The sequence below is a fragment of the Mesorhizobium sp. B2-3-12 genome (assembly GCF_006442205.1).
In the GTDB taxonomy this organism is placed as follows: Bacteria; Pseudomonadota; Alphaproteobacteria; order Rhizobiales; family Rhizobiaceae; genus Mesorhizobium.
Map to the genome: position 1 here is coordinate 162,094 of NZ_VFVR01000001.1, position 19,102 is coordinate 181,195.

The following is a 19,102-nucleotide window of genomic DNA, read 5'->3' on the forward strand; positions in this document are numbered from 1 at the left end:
CGTCAGACCAGGCGGCTCTGTTCCACCGCCGCCTCGATGAAGCTGGCGAACAGCGGATGCGGATCGAGCGGCCGGCTCTTCAGCTCGGGGTGATACTGCACGCCGATGAACCAGGGATGGTCGGGGTATTCGACCGTCTCCGGCAGCACACCGTCGGGCGACATGCCGGCAAACACCAGCCCACAGTCCTCGAGCCGCTGCTTGTAGTCGATATTGACCTCATAGCGGTGCCGGTGACGTTCGGAAATCTGGGTGTCGCCATAGATGTCGGCGATCTTCGAGCCCTTGGCGAGCTCGGCCTGATAGGCGCCGAGCCGCATCGTGCCGCCGAGATCACCGGTCGCCCGGCGTTTCTCCAGCATGTTGCCCTTCAGCCATTCGGTCATCAGGCCGACGACCGGTTCCTTGGTCGGGCCGAATTCGGTCGACGAGGCATGGTCGACACCGGCAAGCGACCGCGCCGCCTCGATGCAGGCCATCTGCATGCCGAAGCAGATGCCGAAATACGGCACTTTGCGCTCGCGTGCGAATTTCGCCGCCAGGATCTTGCCCTCCGAGCCCCGCTCGCCGAAGCCGCCGGGCACCAGGATGCCATGCACCTTCTCCAGCCATGGCGTCGGATCCTCCTTTTCGAAGATCTCTGATTCGATCCAGTCGAGCTTGACCTTCACGTGATTGGCCAGCCCGCCATGCGAGAGCGCCTCTATCAGCGATTTGTAGGCATCCTTGAGGCCGGTATACTTGCCGACGATGGCGATTGTGACCTCGCCCTCCGGATTGTGGATGCGGTTGGAGACAGCCTGCCACGGCTCCATGCGCGGCTTGGGCGCCGGATCGATGCCGAAGGCGGCCAGCACTTCCGAATCCAGGCCTTCCTTGTGGTAGGCCATGGGCACGTCATAGATATGCGGCACGTCGAGCGCCTGGATGACGGCGCTTTCCCTGACATTGCAAAACAGCGACAGCTTTCTGCGTTCTTCCTTCGGAATGGCGCGGTCGGCGCGCACCAGAAGAATGTCGGGCGCAATGCCAATGCCGCGCAGTTCCTTGACCGAATGCTGGGTCGGTTTGGTCTTCAGCTCACCCGCCGTCGGGATATACGGCATCAGCGTCAGGTGGACATAGACGGCATTGTTGCGCGGCAGATCGTTGCCGAGCTGGCGGATCGCCTCGAGGAACGGCATCGCCTCGATGTCGCCGACCGTGCCGCCGATCTCGCACAGCACGAAATCATAATCGTCATTGCCGTCGAGAACGAAGTTCTTGATCTCGTCGGTAACGTGCGGAATGACCTGGACGGTGGCGCCGAGATAGTCGCCGCGCCGCTCGCGCTCGATGATGTTCTTGTAGATACGCCCGGTGGTGATGTTGTCCTGCTGGTTGGCAGAGCGGCCGGTGAAGCGCTCGTAATGGCCAAGATCGAGATCGGTCTCGGCGCCGTCATCGGTGACGAACACCTCGCCATGCTGGTACGGCGACATCGTGCCGGGATCGACATTGAGGTAGGGATCGAGTTTTTTGATGCGTGCGCGATAGCCTCGCGCCTGCAAGAGAGCCCCAAGGGCCGCTGCGGCTATGCCTTTTCCGAGTGAGGAAACCACGCCGCCTGTGATGAATACATATCGCGCCATGGGAGTCATCGCTTAACGCGGCCGGATTGATTCCGCCAGAGAAAAAACCGCCGCGAAGGCTTTTTCCCAAGAAGGCGTCGAGGGCAGGAACAAGGCAAAACAAAAGGGCCGGCTGAGCCGGCCCTTTCGGCATGATGATGAAAACGTCAGATGATGACGACTTTGGTGCCGACCCGGACGCGGCTGTAGAGATCCATGACGTGCTCGTTCATCATCCGGAAGCAGCCATTGGAGGCACTGGTGCCGATCGACTGCGGCGCGATGGTGCCGTGGATGCGCAGATGCGTGTCCTTCTTGCCGTCATAGAGGTAGATGGCGCGGGCGCCGAGCGGGTTCTGTCCGCCGCCGGCCATGCCGTCCTTGTACTGGCCGTAGTGCTTGGGCTCGCGCTTCTGCATGTCGAGCGTCGGGATCCAGCGCGGCCACTCCTGCTTGTCGCCGACCGCGACGGTGCCCTTGAACTGCAGGCCTTCGCGGCCGACGGCGATGGCGTAGCGGCGCGCGGTGGTCGACGATTCGACGAGATAGAGGCGGCGAGCGCTGGTGTCGATGACGATCGTGCCGGCATCATAGCCAGTGAATTCCACGTCCTGCGGTACGAATTCCGGCTTCACCTTGAACGGCTTCTTGGCGTTCCTCTGGGCAAGGGCGGAGTCGAGCGCGCGTGTCTCCGGCAGATAGCTGATCGACGATCCTGACGAGGCGCCGCCGAACAGGCCGGCGAAAATGCCGCCGCTGGGCTGCGTCTGGCCGCCGACGACCTCGCTGCGCAACTCGCCATTGTTGCCGGTCAAGGCGACGTTCATCGCCTCGGCGGGGATAGGCTCGGCCGATTGGATCGGCGCCACCGGCGTCACGGGCTCGATGATCTTGGTGGTCTTCTTGGCTGGCTTGGCCTCGGCCACTTCGGTTGCCGGAGCGCTCTTGCCTTTCTGGGCCAGGAAGGCCTGACGATCCGCGTCAGCCCTGGCCTTCGCGGCCTCACGCATCGCCATCTTCCTGGCTTCAAGTGCCTTGGCCTTTGCATCTTCCTTGTCGGCGGCGATCTTGGCCTCGATCTTCTTGATCTGAGCGAGATCGTCCGGCGTTGGGCTTTTCTTCTTCTTGAGAAGCTTCAACTGCGCCGCATCGCTTTTGGCTGCGACGGGGATGGCGTCGGTTTTTTCAAGCGACACCGACTGTTGTGCGGCCATGTTTGCCGGCATGACGGCGAAGGCCGGGGAACTCAGGCCGATTGCGGCGCAAAGTCCCAGGAAAATGAAGCTGCGAAGCTGCATGGCGAAGATCCGATCGTTCAATGCTTGTTGCCCACGGCGTCGCCCGGCGTCCCCCAAGGACACCGAAAATGCCGCGTGCAATCTATAGTCGAATAAGCGCGGATCCCTCAAGCGCGGGGCCGCAACAGCCCCCGTCGAATCTTCGTGATCGCGCCGCATTTGCCGCGACTGTGTTCAAACGATCACATATCGCGGCTTGTAGAATTGGAGGTTACTGGTTCGGGACCTGCGGCGTCGCTGGCGCTGTGGTCGCCGGCGCGGCGTTGGTAGCGCCGTTGGTGGCAGGTGCCGTCGAGCCGGCGGCGGGTGCCGTGGCCGGAGCGTTTGCCGGGGGCGTCGCGCCGGCATCGTTGCCGGACGGCGGCGTCGGCGTGGCGTTGCCGGCGGGTGCCGGGGTGGTCGTACCCGGCAATTGGTTGAGCACGCCCTTGCCGGCATTGTCCGAAGTCGCCGGAACCCGGTCGAGAATGTCGATCGGCTTTTCGCCGTAGCGGGCGATGATCGACAGGGTAAGCGACGTGACGAAGAACGCCGCCGCCAGGATCGCCGTCGCCCGGGTCAATGCGTTGGCGGCACCGCGCGCCGTCATGAAGCCAGATCCGCCACCAATGCCAAGGCCGCCGCCTTCGGAGCGCTGCAGCAGCACCACGCCGACAAGGGCGAGCACGACCATGAGATGGATGACGATCAATACGGTTTGCATAGTTTATCCTGGCAAGGCCTTGCCCGGCCGCGGACACGACCGGTGAATTGGAGGCGGCTCAATACAATGCTTTCACGGCATTTCCAAGCCCGTGGCCGGAATATGGGAAGCAACGCACCCTTTGCAACGAATTTGGATGGGACAAGCCCCGCCCGTCCCAGTGAATCTCACCCCGCAATGCTGCGATAGGCTTCCGCGATACCGAGGAAATCGGCCGCTTTCAGGCTGGCGCCGCCGACAAGCGCGCCATCGACATTCCTGACACCCAGCAGTTCCACGGCGTTGGACGGCTTGACCGAACCGCCATACAGGATGCGCATCCTGGCCGCGACGCCACCGAGCCTTTCCGACAGCTTTTCGCGGATATGCGCATGCGCCTCGGACACATCGGCAGCGGTTGGCGTCAGCCCGGTTCCGATCGCCCACACCGGCTCATAGGCAATGACGGTGTTGGATGGCGTGGCGCTTGGCGGCACCGAACCGGCAACCTGGCGCGACAGCACGTCGAGCGTGGCGCCGGCCTCACGTTGTTGCTGCGTCTCGCCGATGCAGACAATCGCCACGAGCCCGGCGCGCCAGGCAGCGGTGGCCTTGGCCTGGACCGTCGCATCGTCCTCGCCGCGTTGTTCGCGGCATTCGGAGTGACCGACGATGACATGGCTCGCGCCCGCGTCCTTCAACATCTCCGCGGAGATGCAGCCGGTATAGGCGCCGCTCTCCTTTGTGTGGCAGTCCTCACCGCCGGCATGGACGGGGGTGCGCGACAGAATCTCCGCCGCATGGGAAAGCAAGGTCGCGGGAACGCAGACCAGCGCCTCTGTTTCGGCGTCGAGTCCGCTCATGAAGCCGTTGCCGATCATCCTGAGTTCGTTGAGCGAGGCGCTGGTGCCGTTCATTTTCCAGTTGCCGGCGACAAGCGGACGAATTCCAGGGGTCATTGGGCGGTCTCTCCAGGCGACATTAAGCAGCGCCCTCACTACCAAAATCAGGCCACAAAGCAATCGACAGTGGGCCGGAAGGGCGCTATTGCGCTTGTTTCAGACTCGGCGCATGCGAAAATGCGCATAAATCGGAATTGTCCATGCTTGGTATATTGAGAAACGCGGCGGGCACTTGGGTCGCGAAGACATTGCTTTCGCTGCTGGTGGTCAGTTTCGCCGCCTGGGGTATCTCCGGACGCCTGATGGGCGGATTTGCCGGCCATGATTCAGTGATAACGGCCGGCGGCACCAAGGTGTCGATCAACGAATACCGCCTCGCCTACGACCGGCAGCTCGCCGTCATGTCGCAGCAATTCGGTCAGCGCCTTACCCATGAACAGGCCAAGGCGCTCGGCATCGACAACACGGTTCTGGCGCAACTCGTCTCGGGCGCGGTTCTCGACGAACAGGCACGCAAGCTCGGGCTCGGCTTCTCCAAGGACAAACTGGCCGAACTGACGCGCGAGGAACCCGCTTTTCGGGGTCCAGACGGCCAATTCGACCGCAGGGTTTTCGAGGGGCGGCTTCGTGACCTGGGCATGCGGCCGGAAGACTATTTGAAGAACAAGGCTCAGGTCGCGGTACGCCAGCAGATCGTTGAGGCGGTCTCTGACGGGCTCAAGGCGCCGGATACGTTCTTCAAGGCGGTCGCTCTCTACCGCGGCGAAGACCGGACGGTTGACTATGTGACCTTGCCCAAGACGCTGGTCGAGCCGATCGAGGCGCCGAGCGACAGCGTGCTTCAGGCCTATTTCGAAGCCAACAAGAAAACCTACGCCGCACCCGAATACCGCAAATTCTCCTATGTCCGCCTCGAGCCCGTGGACATCATGGATACGACCGCCGTCACCGACAGCCAAGTCAGCGACGACTACAACAAGAACAAGGCGCGCTACACCACGCCCGAAATGCGTACCATCGAGCAGCTTGTGTTCAAGACGCCGGATGCCGCCAAGGCAGCGTTCGATTCGCTCAAGGCGGGCGCCACTTTCGAAAAGCTGGTGACCGCCGAAGGCAAGACCCCGGCCGACACGCTGCTTGGCACGCTTGCCAAGGACAAGATCGCCGACAAGGCGGTTGCCGATGCCGCCTTTGCGCTCGCCGCCAATGAAGTCAGCCCGGTCGTCCAAGGCGCCTTCGGTCCAGTGCTGCTGCGTGTGACCGAGATCAAACCCGAGGTGGTGAAGCCGCTGGCGGAAGTGTCCGATCAGATCCGCAAGGACCTGGCTTTGGGTGAGGCAAGCCGCATCCTGTTGGATGTGCACGACAATTATGAGGACACCCGTGCATCGGGCAGTTCGCTGGCCGACACGGCCGCCAAATTGAAGCTCAAGGACGTCACCATCGACGCCATCGACCGCAGTGGCCTCAGGCCCGATGGCTCCATCGTCAAGGACCTGCCGGAATCGCCGGCGCTGATCAAGGCCGTCTTCGATGCCGAACCCAACACTGAAAACGAAGCGCTGACCACGGCGGACAACGGCTTCGTCTTCTACGAGGTCGGTTCGATCACGCCGGCGCGCGACCGCACTCTCGACGAGGTGCGCCAGAAGGTCGTCGCCGACTGGACAGCGGCCGAGACCACCAAGCGGCTTGCCGCCAAGGCGGACGAATTCGAGAAGCGGCTCAAGGCCGGCGCCACGCTCGACGTCATCGCCGGTGAACTCAAGCTGGAAAAGCAGACCAAGCGCGGCTTGAAGCGCGAAGCCGATGATGCCGACTTCGGCAAGGAGGGCGCCGCCGTGATGTTCGGCGTCGGCGAAGGCGGCACCGGCTTGATCCCCTCGCCCACCGGCGACGGCCAGATCCTGTTCAAGGTGGCCGAAGTGTTCGAACCGGCTGGCGCCGATGCCAGCTCGGTGCCGGACGACGCACAGAAATCCTTCACCGCCGGCATGTCCGACGACCTGCTCGACCAATTGGTGGCGCAGTTGCAGACGCAGTACGACGTCCGCATCGACCAGGCCGCCGTTGCCCAAGCCTCGACAAGATGAGCGCGCTGAAAACCCATATCGCCAAGGTCGCGACCGGCACCGCCCTTTCCTTCGAGGAAGCGCGCGAGGCTTTCGACATCATCATGTCGGGCGACGCGACCCCGGGGCAGATCGGCGGCTTCCTGATGGCATTGCGCGTGCGCGGCGAGACGGTGGGCGAGATTTCGGGCGCTGTCGCCACCATGCGCGCCAAGATGCTGCGCGTCGACGCGCCAGATGGCGCGATCGATATTGTCGGCACCGGTGGTGACAATTCGCACTCGGTCAACATTTCGACGGCTTCCGCCTTCGTCATTGCCGGCAGCGGCGTGCCGGTCGCCAAGCACGGCAATCGCGGCCTGTCCTCGTTGACCGGCGCGGCCGACGTGCTGATTGCGCTGGGCGTCAAGATCGACATCGCGCCGGAGACGATTGGCAAGTGCATCCATGAAGCCGGCGTCGGCTTCATGTTCGCGCCGGCGCATCATCCGGCCATGAAGCATGTCGGCCCGACCCGCGTCGAGCTTGGCACCCGGACCATTTTCAACCTGCTCGGGCCCCTCTCCAATCCGGCCGGCGTGAAACGGCAGATGGTCGGCGTGTTCATGCCGGAATGGATCATGCCGGTTGCCGAGACGCTGCAGGCGCTGGGCACCGAGCACGCCTGGGTCGCCCATGGCGATGGCTATGACGAGATCACCACCACCGGCGAGACGCAGGTCGCCGAGTTGGTCGGCGGCGAAATCCGCAGCTTCACGCTAACCCCGGAAGAGGTTGGGCTGAAGCGCCATACAAAGGACGAGCTGCGCGGCGGCGACGCCGCCTACAACGCCAAGGCCTTGCGCGACATGCTGGGCGGTGCCGCTGGCGCCTATCGCGACACTGTGCTGATGAATGCCGGCGCCGGCCTGGTGATCGCAGGCAAGGCGACGACGCTGGGCGACGGCATCGCCATTGCCGCGCAGGCGATCGACAGCGGCCGGGCGCTGCGGGTGCTCGACCGGCTGGTCGAAATTTCGAACGGGTGAACCGTGTCTGACATTCTGCGCAAGATCGAAGCCTACAAGCGCGACGAGATCGCCGCCGCCAAGGCACGCCTGCCGCTGGCCGAGATCAAGGCGCTCGCGAAAGAAGCCGACGCACCACGCGGCTTTCTCGCGGCGCTTGAAGCGAAGCGCAATTCAGGCGATTTCGCCCTGATCGCCGAGATCAAGAAGGCAAGCCCCTCCAAAGGGTTGATCCGTGCCGATTTCGATCCGCCGGCACTGGCGAAAGCGTATGAAAAAGGCGGCGCCGCTTGCCTTTCCGTGCTGACGGACGCGCCATCCTTTCAGGGCGCGCCCGAATTCCTCACCAGGGCACGGGCAGCCGTCACCCTGCCCGCATTGCGCAAGGACTTCCTGTTCGATCCCTACCAGGTCCATGAAGCCCGCGCCTGGGCCGCCGACGCCATCCTGATCATCATGGCCAGCGTCGACGACGCCCTGGCGAGCGAGCTTGAAGCGACGGCGTTCGAACTCGGCATGGATGCGCTGATCGAGGTGCATGACGAGGCCGAGACGGAGCGCGCGCTGAAACTGTCGTCGCGGCTGATCGGCATCAACAACCGCAATCTGAGAACGTTCGAGACCAGCCTCCAGACCTCCGAACGGCTGGCGGCGATGGTACCCTCCGATCGCCTGCTGGTCAGCGAGAGCGGCATCTTCACCCATGACGATTGTCTCAGGATGCAAAAGAGCGGCATCGGCACCTTCCTCGTCGGCGAAAGCCTGATGCGGCAACAGGACGTCGCCGCCGCGACGCGCTTGCTCCTGACGGGCAAGGCAGCAGCCGAGGCGATCTGATCGTGGCGGCCACCCTCACGCACCTTGGCGCACAGGGCGAAGCCAACATGGTCGATGTCGGCGACAAGGAAGAGACGACGCGCACCGCGATCGCGGAGGGCTTTGTCTCCATGCAACCAGAAACATTGAAGACCATCCTCGCCGGCAATGCCAAGAAAGGCGATGTGCTCGGCACGGCGCGTATCGCCGGCATCATGGCCGCGAAAAAGACGCACGAGTTGATCCCGCTCTGCCACCCCCTGTTGCTGACCAAGGTTTCCGTCGACATCGAGCCAGACCATGCACTGCCGGGCCTGAAGGTCACGGCACTGGCGCGTGTCACCGGCAAGACCGGCGTCGAGATGGAAGCTTTGACCGCCGCGTCCGTGGCCTGCCTGACCATCTACGACATGGCCAAGGCAGTCGACCGCGCCATGGTCATTTCCGGCATCCGGCTGGTGGAAAAGACCGGCGGCAAATCAGGCGACTACAAGGCAGACGCCTGATGGCGCTGGTTCCGGTCGCCGAGGCGCTTGAACGCCTGCTGGATGGCGCCGCACCGCTGGCCGGCGAAAGCGTCCCTCTCATCGAGGCGGTCGATCGTGTACTGGCCGAACCGGTCGTGGCGCTTCGCACCCAGCCCCCCTTCAACGCATCGGCCATGGACGGCTATGCGATCCGCGCGGTTGATGTTGCCTCGGTGCCATCGAAACTCTCGGTGATCGGCATGGCGCCGGCCGGGCGCGGCTTTGACGGCACCGTCGGCGAGCGACAGGCAGTACGCATCTTCACCGGCGCGCCGCTGCCCGATGGCGCCGACACCATCGTCATCCAGGAAAACGTCCGCGATCTCGGCGGCGGCCAAATCGAAGTGACCGAACCGACGGCTGAATGGCGCAACATTCGCCGCATCGGCCTCGATTTTTCCAAAGGTGACGTCCTGCTGGAAAAAGGCCGTGTCCTCGACCCGGCAGCGCTGTCGCTCGCCGCATCTGCTAACCACCCAGCAGTTACTGTGGTCAGGCGGCCGCTGGTCGCCATCATCGCCACTGGCGACGAGTTGTTGCCGCCCGGCAGTGAACTCGGGCCAGACCAGATCATTTCGTCCAATGCTTACGGCGTCGCCGCTGCCGCGCAATCGGTCGGCGCCCGCGCTCTCGATCTCGGCATCGCTGCCGACCGCAAGGAGGCTATCGCCGCGCTGGTGCAAAAAGCGGTCGCGGTCGGTGCGGATGTCATCGTCACCCTTGGCGGCGCCTCGGTCGGCGACCACGATCTGATCCATGATGTGCTGACCGGCGAAGGCATGACGCTCGGCTTCTGGAAGATCGCCATGCGTCCCGGCAAGCCCCTGATGTTCGGCCGCCTCGGCGACATCAGGTGCATCGGCCTGCCCGGCAACCCCGTGGCAAGCCTGGTCTGCTCGCAATTGTTCCTGAAGCCGCTTCTGGCGAGGCTTGGTGGCCGCGAGCATCGTCAGGACATCCGCCCGGCAAGGCTGGGGAGCGCGATGCCGGCCAATGACCTGCGCCAGGATTATGTACGGGCGGTGGTTCGGCAAGACGACGGCGAACTGGTGGCGACGCCGTTCGGCATCCAGGATTCTTCCATGCTGAGGATGCTTGCAGACGCCAACGGATTGATCGTACGCGCGCCTTTTGCGCCTGCGTCTGTCGCCGGCGATACTTGCAGCGTTCTGATGTTGCGCTGAAGAATTGCTCCGTAAATAGCTGACATCGGGACAAAATTATCGACTATTCCGAAATCAAGGTCCGCGTCAGCGGATGCGCGGGATCGGCGAGGCCATCGACAACGTCGTAATGGTGCCGGTCGGGCTCGACCACGGCATTGGTGATTGCGCCAAGTCCGGTCCAGATGTTGGCGAGCAACGCATTCTGGCGCAGGAACTCGGAACGCTCGCCGCCGCCGGCCCAGCAGGTGATGCGGACACCATCCATGGGGCGCAGCAGCGCCGGGCTTTCCGTCAGCGCCTCATGCTCATCGATTTTCAGCGCCGCGTTCATGTCCGTGCGCATCAGCGGACGCAAATCATGCAGCCCCGAGATCGAGACGATATGGCGCACGCGCCGCGCGACGTCGGTCGCCAGAGGTGTTGATGTCGTCACCATGCGGCTGGCGAGGTGCCCGCCCGCCGAATGCCCGGTCAGCATCAGCGGTCCGTCGATCATGGCGGCGGCCGTGCCGATGGCCGCCGCGATTTCAGTGACGATCCCGGCGATGCGTATATCAGGGCATTGTGTGTAGGACGGCATCGCCACGGCGAAGCCGCTGCCGACCGCGCCATTGGCAAGATGCGACCACAAGCTCTTGTTGGTCTCCATCCAATAGCCGCCATGGATGAACACGACGAGTCCCTTCGGCGTGGCCTTGGGAAGGAAAAGGTCGAACCGGTTGCGCGGCCGATCGCCATAGGCGATGTCGAGGCGTGCCCGGCCCTGCGCCGACAATGCGTCACGAAACGCTTGCGCCGGTTCCGACCATGCGGCGGGCCAACGGTCGCTGCGCGCGATATTGTCTCCATTGGCGTAGGCATTGTCCCAGTCGGCAATGCGATGGTCTGGCATCGGCACCCTCCCCCGAAGCGGCATCGTTTCCGCGCTAGCAATGGCCGCCGCCACGTCATGCGTCAATGCTCCAGGGGCAAAACATTTTAGGCTTGAAACAAATTTCGACTGGTGCGATCCTGCCTGCGGAACAGCTGACAAAATGGGAGGTCCGCTGTGCTGTTCGGACGTGTCGACGGTCACCTTTCCGGTGGCATGTCGACAAGACGTTTGCCGGCCGCATGAAGCCTTCCGCGACGGACAGGAATTCAATCCACCGCCCAGGTGCCCCGCACGCTGGCCGGGCAGCAGATGGGGTAGCGGCGAGATGCTTGGGCCTTCAGCGCATACCGACACATTCACGCGCGATCATCTGCCGCCGCTCGAACAATGGCCCGACTTCCTGCTCGACGGCTTCGACTATCCAGAACACCTCAATGCCGGTGTCGAATTGACCGACAGGTTGGTCGAGAAGGGGCTCGGCGACCACACCGCCCTGATCGGCAATGGCCGCCGCCGTACCTACAAGGAACTGTCCGACTGGACGAACCGGCTGGCCCATGCGCTGGTCGAGAATTATGGCGTCAGGCCGGGCAACCGGGTGCTGATCCGCTCGGCCAACAACCCTGCCATGGTTGCCTGCTGGCTGGCCGCCACCAAGGTCGGCGCCGTCGTCGTCAACACCATGCCGATGCTGCGCGCGGGCGAACTCACCAAGATCGTCGACAAGGCCGAGATCACCACAGCGCTCTGCGACACCAGGCTGATGGACGAGATGACCGCCTGCGCCAAGGACAGCGGGTTTCTCAAACAGGTCATCGGTTTCGACGGCACCGCCAACCACGATGCCGAACTCGACCGCGCCGCCCTCGACAAGCCGGTCACCTTCACCGCGGTCAGCACCGGCCGCGACGATGTCGCCCTGCTCGGCTTCACCTCGGGCACCACGGGCGTGCCGAAGGCGACGATGCATTTTCACCGCGATCTGCTGATCATCGCCGACGCCTATGCGCGCGAGGTTCTGCAAGTGACACCGGACGATGTCTTCGTCGGCTCGCCACCGCTCGCCTTCACCTTCGGCCTTGGCGGCCTCGCCATCTTTCCCCTGCGTTTCGGTGCGGCGGCGACCCTGCTGGAGCAGGCGACGCCGCCCAACATGATCCACATCATCGAGACCTACAAAGCGACCATTTCCTTCACCGCGCCGACCGCCTACCGCGCCATGCTGAAGGCCATGGACGAAGGCGCCGACCTGTCGTCGCTGCGCGTTGCCGTCTCTGCCGGCGAGACTTTGCCGGCTCCAGTCTTCGAAGAATGGACGAAGAAGACCGGCAAGCCCATCCTCGACGGTATCGGCGCCACCGAAATGCTGCACATCTTCATCTCCAACCGCTTCGACGACAGGAAGCCGGCTTCGACCGGCAAGCCTGTTGGCGGCTACGAAGCGCGCATCGTCGACGACGAAATGCGCGAGGTGCCGCGTGGCGAGCCAGGACGGCTGGCGGTGCGCGGGCCAACCGGCTGCCGCTATATGGCCGACGACCGGCAGAAGGACTATGTGCGCGACGGCTGGAACCTCACCGGTGACACTTTTTGGCAAGACGAAGACGGCTTCTTCCACTTCGCCGCGCGTTCCGACGACATGATCGTCAGCGCCGGCTACAACATCGCCGGCCCGGAGGTCGAGGCGGCGTTGCTTTCGCATCCCGATGTCGCCGAATGCGCGGTCATCGGCGCCGAGGATGGCGAGCGCGGCCAGATCGTCGAAGCGCATGTCGTGCTGGTGCAAGGCGTTTCGCCGGACGCGATGACCGTCAAGCGCCTGCAGGACCATGTCAAGGCAACGATTGCGCCCTACAAATATCCGCGCTCGGTGAAATTCATTGCCGCTCTGCCCAAGACCCAGACCGGAAAAATCCAGCGGTTCCGGCTGCGCACGGAGAAAATCAATTGAGCGAGCCCTACGATCCGGCGTCAGAAGGCGCACAGATGTCGTTCAAGGAACGCATGTCCTACAGCGACTACCTGCACCTGGAGAAAGTACTCGACGCGCAGGCCCCGCTGTCGTCGGCGCATGACGAGATGCTGTTCATCATCCAGCACCAGACATCGGAATTGTGGATGAAGCTCGCCCTGCACGAGATTGGCGCCGCGATCCGCTCGATCCGTGCCGATCGCCTCGAGCCGAGCTTCAAGATGCTGTCGCGCGTCGCCCGCATTTTCGAGCAGTTGAACAATGCCTGGGATGTATTGCGCACGATGACTCCAAGCGAATACACCGAGTTCCGCGACGCGCTCGGCCAGTCCTCGGGTTTTCAGTCCTGGCAATATCGCGCCATCGAATTCATGGCCGGCAATCGCAACCTCGCAATGCTCGGGCCGCACAAGCACCGGCCGGACCTGACGGACCGATTGGAGGCGATCCTGGCGGCGCCGTCGCTCTACGACGAAGCGCTGCTGCTTCTGGCGCGCAACGGCTTCGACATCGGGGCGGATGCGAGGCGCACGGACTGGCGCGAGACGCGGACCGAGAACGAAGAGGTCCTCGTCGCCTGGCAGACCGTGTACCGCGACCCACAGCGCTACTGGATGCTCTACGAGCTGGCCGAGAAGCTGGTCGACTTCGAGGACTATTTCCGCCGCTGGCGCTTCAACCATGTCACCACGGTCGAGCGCATCATCGGCCTGAAGCGCGGCACCGGCGGCACATCGGGCGCCTCTTACCTCAAGAAGATGCTGGAGGTCGTCCTGTTTCCGGAACTGTGGACCGTCCGCACCCGGCTCTGAACGCTCTGTTCGACGCAATTCCTACGGAAAAATGTGCCGACTTTCAGGTCACCGCCGTCTTGACCGCGAAGCGCACGTCCTGCCAGGCGTCGGTGCGCAGGATGTCTTCCAGCACCTCGACCGCCTGCCACACATCGGCGTAACCGACATAGAGCGGCGTGAAGCCGAAGCGGATCGTCGAGGGCGCACGGAAATCGCCGATCACGCCGCGGTCGATCAAGGCCCGCATCACCTGGTAGCCGTGCGGGTGGAGGAACGAAACCTGGCTGCCGCGCTGCTTGGCATCGCGCGGGCTTTCGAGTTCCAGGCCGTAGGCGCCGCACCTGGTCTCGACGAGATGGATGAACAGGTCGGTGAGCGCAATGCTCTTCTTGCGCACCGCTGCCATGTCGACATCGTCCCAGATATCCAGCGCACCTTTCAGCGCCCGCATCGACAGCACGGGCTGCGTGCCGCACAGGAAGCGGCGGATGCCGTTGCCGGCCGCATAGCCCTGTTCGAAGGCGAAGGGCCGTGCGTGGCCCCACCAACCGCTGAGCGGCTGCTGGACCTTGTCGTGATGACGCGTGGCGGCGTAGATGAAGGCCGGCGCGCCCGGACCGCCATTGAGATATTTGTAGGTGCAGCCGATGGCGAAATCGGCATTGGCGCTGTCGAGCTCGACCGGCAGGGCGCCGGCCGTATGGCAGAGATCCCAGACGATCAGCGCGCCGACCTGATGGGCCTTGCATGTCAGTGCCGCCATGTCGCGCAACTGTCCGGATTTGTAGTTGACATGGTTGACCAGGACGACGGCGACACGCTCGTCGATCAGGTCCTCAATGTCAGGCGCATCAACGCCCTCGAGCCGCAGCACCGTGCCCGGCCGCGTCGAGGCCACGCCTTCGGCCATGTAGAGATCGGTCGGAAAGCTGTCTCCTTCGGCCACGATGACCGAGCGGTCCGGCCGCATGGCCAAGGCCGCATGCAGCACCTTGTAGATGTTGATCGAGGTCGTATCGCAGACCACCGTCTGGCCGGGCGCGGCGCCGATCAATCGTCCGAGCTGGTCGCCAAGTGCCACCGGCATGTCGAACCAGCCGGCGGTATTCCAGGCGCGGATCAAATCCTGCGCCCACTCCTGTGTCGCTGCCTTCTGCAGCTCGCTGAAGACGGCGGGCGCCGCGGCGCCGAGCGAATTGCCGTCGAGATAGATGACGCCTTCCGGCAAGATGAACCGGTCGCGCATGGCACGCAGCGGATCCGCCGCATCCAAGGCCTCGACGGCTGCGAGATCGAGCGGTGCACGCATCATTGTGACATTCCCTGATTTATTCACGCCCCGATTATTCACGGATCGCTTCGCGGGCAGGCGCCGGCCCACGGCCGCGCTTGAGGCTGGGCAAGGCAAGCATGGCCAGCACGAACAGGCCGGTGGCAAGCTTCAGGTCGGGCGGCGGCATGCCGGCGGCAAGGCAGAACGACACCAGCTGGTAATAGATGATCGCGCCGGCAAACGGCGCCAGCAGCTGACGCCAGACCGTCTGCTTGCCGACGACGGCCTCGCCGATCATCAGCGCGGCAAGGCCGTTGATGAGGATCCCCAGCCCCATATTGACGTCGGCAAACCCCTGCGACTGCACCATCAGTGCGCCGCTTGAGGCTGAGAACGCGCTCGCCAGCCCGACTCCGCCTATGGTGGCTGCCCAGACATTGATGCCTTGCGCCTCGGCCATGTCGGGATTGGCGCCCACGGCACGCACCGCTGTCCCCTTCTCGGTCCGGAAGAACATGTAGAGCAACGCGAAGGCGATCAGCGCGAGGAGGCCGGCGACCACGATCTTGCTGGCGGGAAAACCTGGCCGCGCGAACGGCACCCAGTCGAAGACGGCTGGCGAGCCGAAGACGGAGAGGTTGGACTTGCCCATGATGCGGAGGTTGATGCTGTAGAGCATCGTCATCATCAGGATGCCCGCGAGAAGCGTGTGGATGCGGAAGCGCAGATGGATGAAGGCGGTGCAGCAGCCTGCCGCGAAGCCCGCCGCGAATGCGACCACGATGGCTGCCAGTGGCGATACGCCGGCGGCCAGCAGCACACCACAGACGCAGCCGCCCAGTGGAAAGGCGCCCTCACTGGTGAGATCGGGAAAATTCAGCATCCGAAACGGGATCATGATCCCGAGCACGACAAAGGCCAGGATCAGGCTTTGCGCCAGCGTGACCGGAATGATCGCGACGAAACTGGTGAGAATTTCCTGAACAAAACCCATGTCGGTCAGCTCGCCAGCAACATGCGGTCGGTCTTGACGGAAAAATGGCCGATCAGATCGAGAACCGTGACCCTCGCCTTCTCCTCGCCGGTGACCTCCAGCAAGACCCGGCCCGCGTCGAGCATGATCACGCGGCTGCCGTAATCGACGGCGTGCTGCATGTTGTGGGTTACCATCAGGGTCGTCAGCTTTAGCGCGTTGACGGCGCGCACCGTCGCCCGCATGACAATCTCGGCCGTGCGCGGGTCGAGCGCCGCGGTATGTTCGTCGAGCAGCAGCAAGTCCGGTGACCCGCCGACCGCCATGATCAGCGACAGCGACTGCCGCTGCCCGCCCGAAAGCAGGTCGACGCGGGTGTCGAGGCGGTTTTCAAGGCCGAGGCCCAGTATCGACAGGCGTTCCCTGTAGGACGCGAGCCGGGTGGCGTTCAGCCCCTGGCGCAAGGTGCGCTTGCTGCTGCGCAAGTCGGCCAGCAGCATGTTTTCCGCGACCGTCATGCTGGCGGCGGTGCCGCGCATCGGATCCTGGAAGACGCGCGCCAGTTTCGCGGCGCGCTTGTGCACGGGCATTCCAGTCACATCGGCGCCGTTGATCAGGATCTGGCCGGAATCGAGGATCAGGGCGCCGGAAATAGCGTTGAGCATGCTGCTCTTGCCAGCACCGTTGGAGCCGATGACGATGCCGAACTCGCCCGTGGCCAACGACAGGCTGAGACCGTCCAGCGCGACCTTCTCGTCGGCCTGGCCCTTGTAGAATACTTTGCGCGCCGATCGGATTTCGAGCATCGTTCCTCCCTCACCTCAAGGATGACGGCGCCGAGGCCGTCACCCCTTGCGGTTCCGATGTCAGTCGACGATGCAGCCGCAATCGGCCATCGAAGCGGGTATCTCGATACCGAACGCGGCCATCGCCTTGCGCGAGATCGTTGCCATGTGGTCCTTGTAGGCCGGGCGCGACGGCGCGATCGTCTCGGGGTTCTTCCCCTTCAGGATCTCGGCGGCGATGATGCCGGCGTTGACACCGACCTGCGTGTAATTGACCGCGAAGCTCGCCGGCACGGTGCCGTTGCGGACCGCGCTGTCATCGGAGTTGACGACCGGGATACCGGCCTGGCGGGCGGCCGCGGAGACAGCGGCGATCGCCGGCTGGATAAGGTTCGAGGCCGGGCCGTAGATCACGTCGGCCTTGCCGGCGAGCGAAGCGATGCGTTGCTGGATGTCATTGACGTTGTCGATGCCGACCTCCACCACCTCGAAGCCGGCCGCGGGCGCCGCCGCCTTGATCTTTTCGACCAAGGCAACGTCGTTGGCCTCGCCGGGATTGTAAGGCACGCCGAAGCGCTTGGCGTTGGGCAGCAACTTCTTGGTGAAGGCCATCACCGCGGCGACGTCCTGCAGATCGCTGGCGCCGGTCATGCCTTCGTCTCCGGCGTCCCATGAGGGCACCAGCTTGGCCGCCACTGGATCGGTGACCGCGGCAAAGACGATCGGAATGCCGGAACCGGCGAGCGCCTTCTTGGCGATCTGCGAAACCGGCGTGGTGATGGTGTAGATCAGCTTGGGCTGCTCGGCCTGCAGCTTGGCGATCATCTGCGGCACCAGCGATGCATCGAAATTGGTATGGCTCTCCGTATAGACGACGTCCTTGCCTTCGACGAAGCCGTTGTCCGTCAGCGCCTTCTTGAAGCCGGCTATGGCGGCGTTGAGCTGCGGATGTTCGCCGAAATTGGCAATGCCGATGCGGATCTGATCGGCGGCGGCACTGCCGGCGCTCACCATCAACGCGCCAGCCAGGAACAAACCCGACACCCAAGCGGATTTCGACTTCAACATCATTTCCTCCCAGATTTGATCAGCGCCGCTTGCAGCGCGGCTACTGCAACGATCATGGTCAGTCGGCCGTCCCCTGTCAAACATTATATATAATTCTTGCCACGGTCGGACATCATATATAATTTCGCTTTGCCGGACGACGGATGGACCGCGATGCAGGATGAGACGAACTCCACAAAAGCGGAGGCAGCCTATCAGCTGTTGCGTCGTGATATCCTGACCACGCGCCTCATGCCCGGCGCGCCCCTCAGGCTGAGCGCGCTGCGCGGCACCTATGGCGTCGGCTGGACGCCGTTGCGCGAAGCCTTGTCGCGGCTCGAGGCCGAACGCCTTGTCACCGCCATCAGCAACCGTGGTTTTACAGTCGCTCCCGTATCGCGGGCCGAACTTGAGGATCTGGCGCGCGCCAGGATGGTGGTCGAGATCCCCTTGTTCCTCGAATCGATGGAGAAAGGCGGCAAGGAATGGGAGGATGCCGTTGTCACCGCCCACTACCGGCTCGCCCGTTGCAAGACCGCGGTCGACGATCCCTCGGATGCGGCCGTCGACAAATGGGACGAGAACCACGAGGCCTTCCATGCGGCGCTGCTGAGCGCCGCCACATGCAACTGGCTGATGCGTTTCCGCTCGACAATCTCGGATCAGCTACGCCGGCATCATCGCTTTCTTGGCCTGGCGCCGACATTACGGGCCGCGGCTGGCCTCAAGGATGGCTATGAGGAGGCGATGGAGGCATTGCGCGAAGCGATTGCCATCGAGCATCACACCGCGATCATGGAAGCGGCACTCGATCGTGATGTCGAACGGGCCAAGGCGCTGATGACGGCCCATATCGGCTACACGCTGCATGTCTATGTCCACAGCGAAGACAGTGGCGCGACCAAATACGCCGCCCGCGCCGGCAGCTTGAAGGCTATCGCCGGATGACGTCGGGCCCGTGCACCGGCCGACGCTGGAGGAATAAAGGCCGCCCGTGAGCGGCTTGCCGGCTGTTGGCGTTTTGATTTCGTTTCGTTCCGCCGGAGATGGCACGAACACTTGCTGGAGCCCCTTACCTGGATCCTTTGAAAGGGCTGGCGCCAAGCCTCCTTCAGGGGTAGGCCGCAAGCCATTAACCATAACGATTTCAAGGCCCATGCGGAAACGAAAAGGTCGTCTGCCGCCCGCAGTCGCGAGCCAAAAGCTTCTGACGCCTTAACAAATTCATTAAACTTTAAACGGTTGCAGAACACAACTGGAACAGATAGTGTTTGTTCTGGGTTTGTTTTTCGATTCTGAATCAG

Annotated in this window: 17 protein-coding genes; 8 read left to right on the top strand and 9 right to left on the bottom strand. The window is 63.5% G+C overall.

Translation table 11 applies throughout. From position 1 onward, the window contains the following. Positions 1 to 2 precede the first annotated feature (2 nt). The 4 genes from FJ948_RS00915 to tpiA all read right to left on the bottom strand — a co-directional run bounded on the left by FJ948_RS00915 (position 3) and on the right by tpiA (position 4,549). Positions 3 to 1,640 carry a CTP synthase gene (locus FJ948_RS00915; protein ID WP_140701320.1) on the bottom strand — a complete coding sequence of 546 codons (1,638 nt, stop codon included), beginning with the start codon at positions 1,638 to 1,640 and terminating at the stop codon, positions 3 to 5. Positions 1,641 to 1,777: 137 nt separating this feature from the next. Next, the gene (locus FJ948_RS00920) at positions 1,778 to 2,908 is read right to left on the bottom strand and encodes a L,D-transpeptidase (RefSeq protein ID WP_140702168.1); all 1,131 of its coding nucleotides are present in this window, start codon (positions 2,906 to 2,908) and stop codon (positions 1,778 to 1,780) included. A gap of 211 nt (positions 2,909 to 3,119) precedes the next feature. Next, positions 3,120 to 3,611 (bottom strand): preprotein translocase subunit SecG, encoded by a 492-nt coding sequence (secG, locus tag FJ948_RS00925; RefSeq protein ID WP_140701322.1) that lies wholly within the window; start codon positions 3,609 to 3,611, stop codon positions 3,120 to 3,122. Between the two features lie 167 nt (positions 3,612 to 3,778). Beyond that, positions 3,779 to 4,549, bottom strand: coding sequence for a triose-phosphate isomerase (tpiA, locus tag FJ948_RS00930; RefSeq protein WP_140701324.1), 771 nt, complete (start codon positions 4,547 to 4,549; stop codon positions 3,779 to 3,781). Positions 4,550 to 4,692: 143 nt separating this feature from the next. Between tpiA and FJ948_RS00935 the strand changes: the two genes are divergently transcribed. From FJ948_RS00935 to glp, 5 genes are read left to right on the top strand one after another with little or no spacing between them, the layout of a single operon-like run. Beyond that, a complete protein-coding gene (locus tag FJ948_RS00935; RefSeq protein ID WP_140701326.1) occupies positions 4,693 to 6,585 on the top strand; it encodes a SurA N-terminal domain-containing protein in 1,893 nt (630 codons plus the stop codon). After that, positions 6,582 to 7,592, top strand: coding sequence for an anthranilate phosphoribosyltransferase (gene trpD, locus FJ948_RS00940; protein ID WP_140701328.1), 1,011 nt, complete (start codon positions 6,582 to 6,584; stop codon positions 7,590 to 7,592). The genes FJ948_RS00935 and trpD overlap by 4 nt, the downstream gene beginning before the upstream one ends. A gap of 3 nt (positions 7,593 to 7,595) precedes the next feature. Beyond that, positions 7,596 to 8,408, top strand: coding sequence for an indole-3-glycerol phosphate synthase TrpC (gene trpC / locus FJ948_RS00945; RefSeq protein WP_140701330.1), 813 nt, complete (start codon positions 7,596 to 7,598; stop codon positions 8,406 to 8,408). A gap of 2 nt (positions 8,409 to 8,410) precedes the next feature. Then, positions 8,411 to 8,893 (top strand): cyclic pyranopterin monophosphate synthase MoaC, encoded by a 483-nt coding sequence (moaC, locus tag FJ948_RS00950; RefSeq protein ID WP_140701332.1) that lies wholly within the window; start codon positions 8,411 to 8,413, stop codon positions 8,891 to 8,893. After that, complete coding sequence (glp, locus tag FJ948_RS00955; protein WP_140701334.1) at positions 8,893 to 10,098, top strand: gephyrin-like molybdotransferase Glp; 1,206 nt, start codon at positions 8,893 to 8,895, stop codon at positions 10,096 to 10,098. The genes moaC and glp overlap by 1 nt, the downstream gene beginning before the upstream one ends. Positions 10,099 to 10,141: 43 nt before the next feature. Here the strand turns inward: glp and FJ948_RS00960 are convergent, their stop codons facing one another. Then, positions 10,142 to 10,972 (bottom strand): alpha/beta hydrolase, encoded by an 831-nt coding sequence (locus FJ948_RS00960; RefSeq protein WP_140701336.1) that lies wholly within the window; start codon positions 10,970 to 10,972, stop codon positions 10,142 to 10,144. A 307-nt stretch (positions 10,973 to 11,279) separates the two neighbouring features. On the opposite strand from FJ948_RS00960, the gene FJ948_RS00965 reads away from it, so the two are divergent. Then, on the top strand, positions 11,280 to 12,905 hold the full coding sequence (locus FJ948_RS00965) for an AMP-binding protein (protein ID WP_140701338.1): 1,626 nt from the start codon (positions 11,280 to 11,282) through the stop codon (positions 12,903 to 12,905). Next, positions 12,902 to 13,738, top strand: coding sequence for a tryptophan 2,3-dioxygenase (gene kynA, locus FJ948_RS00970; protein WP_140701340.1), 837 nt, complete (start codon positions 12,902 to 12,904; stop codon positions 13,736 to 13,738). The genes FJ948_RS00965 and kynA overlap by 4 nt, the downstream gene beginning before the upstream one ends. A gap of 43 nt (positions 13,739 to 13,781) precedes the next feature. On the opposite strand, the gene kynU is transcribed toward kynA, so the two are convergent. The 4 genes from kynU to FJ948_RS00990 are packed head-to-tail and all read right to left on the bottom strand — an operon-like array spanning position 13,782 to position 17,819. Then, the gene (gene kynU, locus FJ948_RS00975; protein ID WP_140702170.1) at positions 13,782 to 15,029 is read right to left on the bottom strand and encodes a kynureninase; all 1,248 of its coding nucleotides are present in this window, start codon (positions 15,027 to 15,029) and stop codon (positions 13,782 to 13,784) included. A 34-nt stretch (positions 15,030 to 15,063) separates the two neighbouring features. Next, a complete protein-coding gene (locus FJ948_RS00980) occupies positions 15,064 to 15,987 on the bottom strand; it encodes an ABC transporter permease (protein WP_140701342.1) in 924 nt (307 codons plus the stop codon). A 5-nt stretch (positions 15,988 to 15,992) separates the two neighbouring features. Continuing rightward, on the bottom strand, positions 15,993 to 16,772 hold the full coding sequence (locus FJ948_RS00985) for an ABC transporter ATP-binding protein (RefSeq protein ID WP_140701344.1): 780 nt from the start codon (positions 16,770 to 16,772) through the stop codon (positions 15,993 to 15,995). A 60-nt stretch (positions 16,773 to 16,832) separates the two neighbouring features. Beyond that, entirely contained in the window at positions 16,833 to 17,819 is a 987-nt protein-coding gene (locus tag FJ948_RS00990) for an ABC transporter substrate-binding protein (RefSeq protein WP_140702172.1), read from the bottom strand. 153 nt (positions 17,820 to 17,972) lie between these two features. On the opposite strand from FJ948_RS00990, the gene FJ948_RS00995 reads away from it, so the two are divergent. Beyond that, on the top strand, positions 17,973 to 18,746 hold the full coding sequence (locus tag FJ948_RS00995) for a GntR family transcriptional regulator (protein WP_140701346.1): 774 nt from the start codon (positions 17,973 to 17,975) through the stop codon (positions 18,744 to 18,746). Positions 18,747 to 19,102: the final 356 nt, after the last annotated feature.

What these genes read in the sequence shown, in the direction of transcription:
- FJ948_RS00915 (WP_140701320.1), bottom strand. Translation starts at nt 1,640, where the DNA reads ATGACTCCCATGGCGCGATATGTATTCATCACAGGCGGCGTGGTTTCC.
- FJ948_RS00920 (WP_140702168.1), bottom strand. Translation starts at nt 2,908, where the DNA reads ATGCAGCTTCGCAGCTTCATTTTCCTGGGACTTTGCGCCGCAATCGGC.
- secG (WP_140701322.1), bottom strand. Translation starts at nt 3,611, where the DNA reads ATGCAAACCGTATTGATCGTCATCCATCTCATGGTCGTGCTCGCCCTT.
- tpiA (WP_140701324.1), bottom strand. Translation starts at nt 4,549, where the DNA reads ATGACCCCTGGAATTCGTCCGCTTGTCGCCGGCAACTGGAAAATGAAC.
- FJ948_RS00935 (WP_140701326.1), top strand. Translation starts at nt 4,693, where the DNA reads ATGCTTGGTATATTGAGAAACGCGGCGGGCACTTGGGTCGCGAAGACA.
- trpD (WP_140701328.1), top strand. Translation starts at nt 6,582, where the DNA reads ATGAGCGCGCTGAAAACCCATATCGCCAAGGTCGCGACCGGCACCGCC.
- glp (WP_140701334.1), top strand. Translation starts at nt 8,893, where the DNA reads ATGGCGCTGGTTCCGGTCGCCGAGGCGCTTGAACGCCTGCTGGATGGC.
- FJ948_RS00960 (WP_140701336.1), bottom strand. Translation starts at nt 10,972, where the DNA reads ATGCCAGACCATCGCATTGCCGACTGGGACAATGCCTACGCCAATGGA.
- FJ948_RS00965 (WP_140701338.1), top strand. Translation starts at nt 11,280, where the DNA reads ATGCTTGGGCCTTCAGCGCATACCGACACATTCACGCGCGATCATCTG.
- kynU (WP_140702170.1), bottom strand. Translation starts at nt 15,029, where the DNA reads ATGCGTGCACCGCTCGATCTCGCAGCCGTCGAGGCCTTGGATGCGGCG.
- FJ948_RS00980 (WP_140701342.1), bottom strand. Translation starts at nt 15,987, where the DNA reads ATGGGTTTTGTTCAGGAAATTCTCACCAGTTTCGTCGCGATCATTCCG.
- FJ948_RS00985 (WP_140701344.1), bottom strand. Translation starts at nt 16,772, where the DNA reads ATGCTCGAAATCCGATCGGCGCGCAAAGTATTCTACAAGGGCCAGGCC.
- FJ948_RS00990 (WP_140702172.1), bottom strand. Translation starts at nt 17,819, where the DNA reads ATGTTGAAGTCGAAATCCGCTTGGGTGTCGGGTTTGTTCCTGGCTGGC.
- FJ948_RS00995 (WP_140701346.1), top strand. Translation starts at nt 17,973, where the DNA reads ATGCAGGATGAGACGAACTCCACAAAAGCGGAGGCAGCCTATCAGCTG.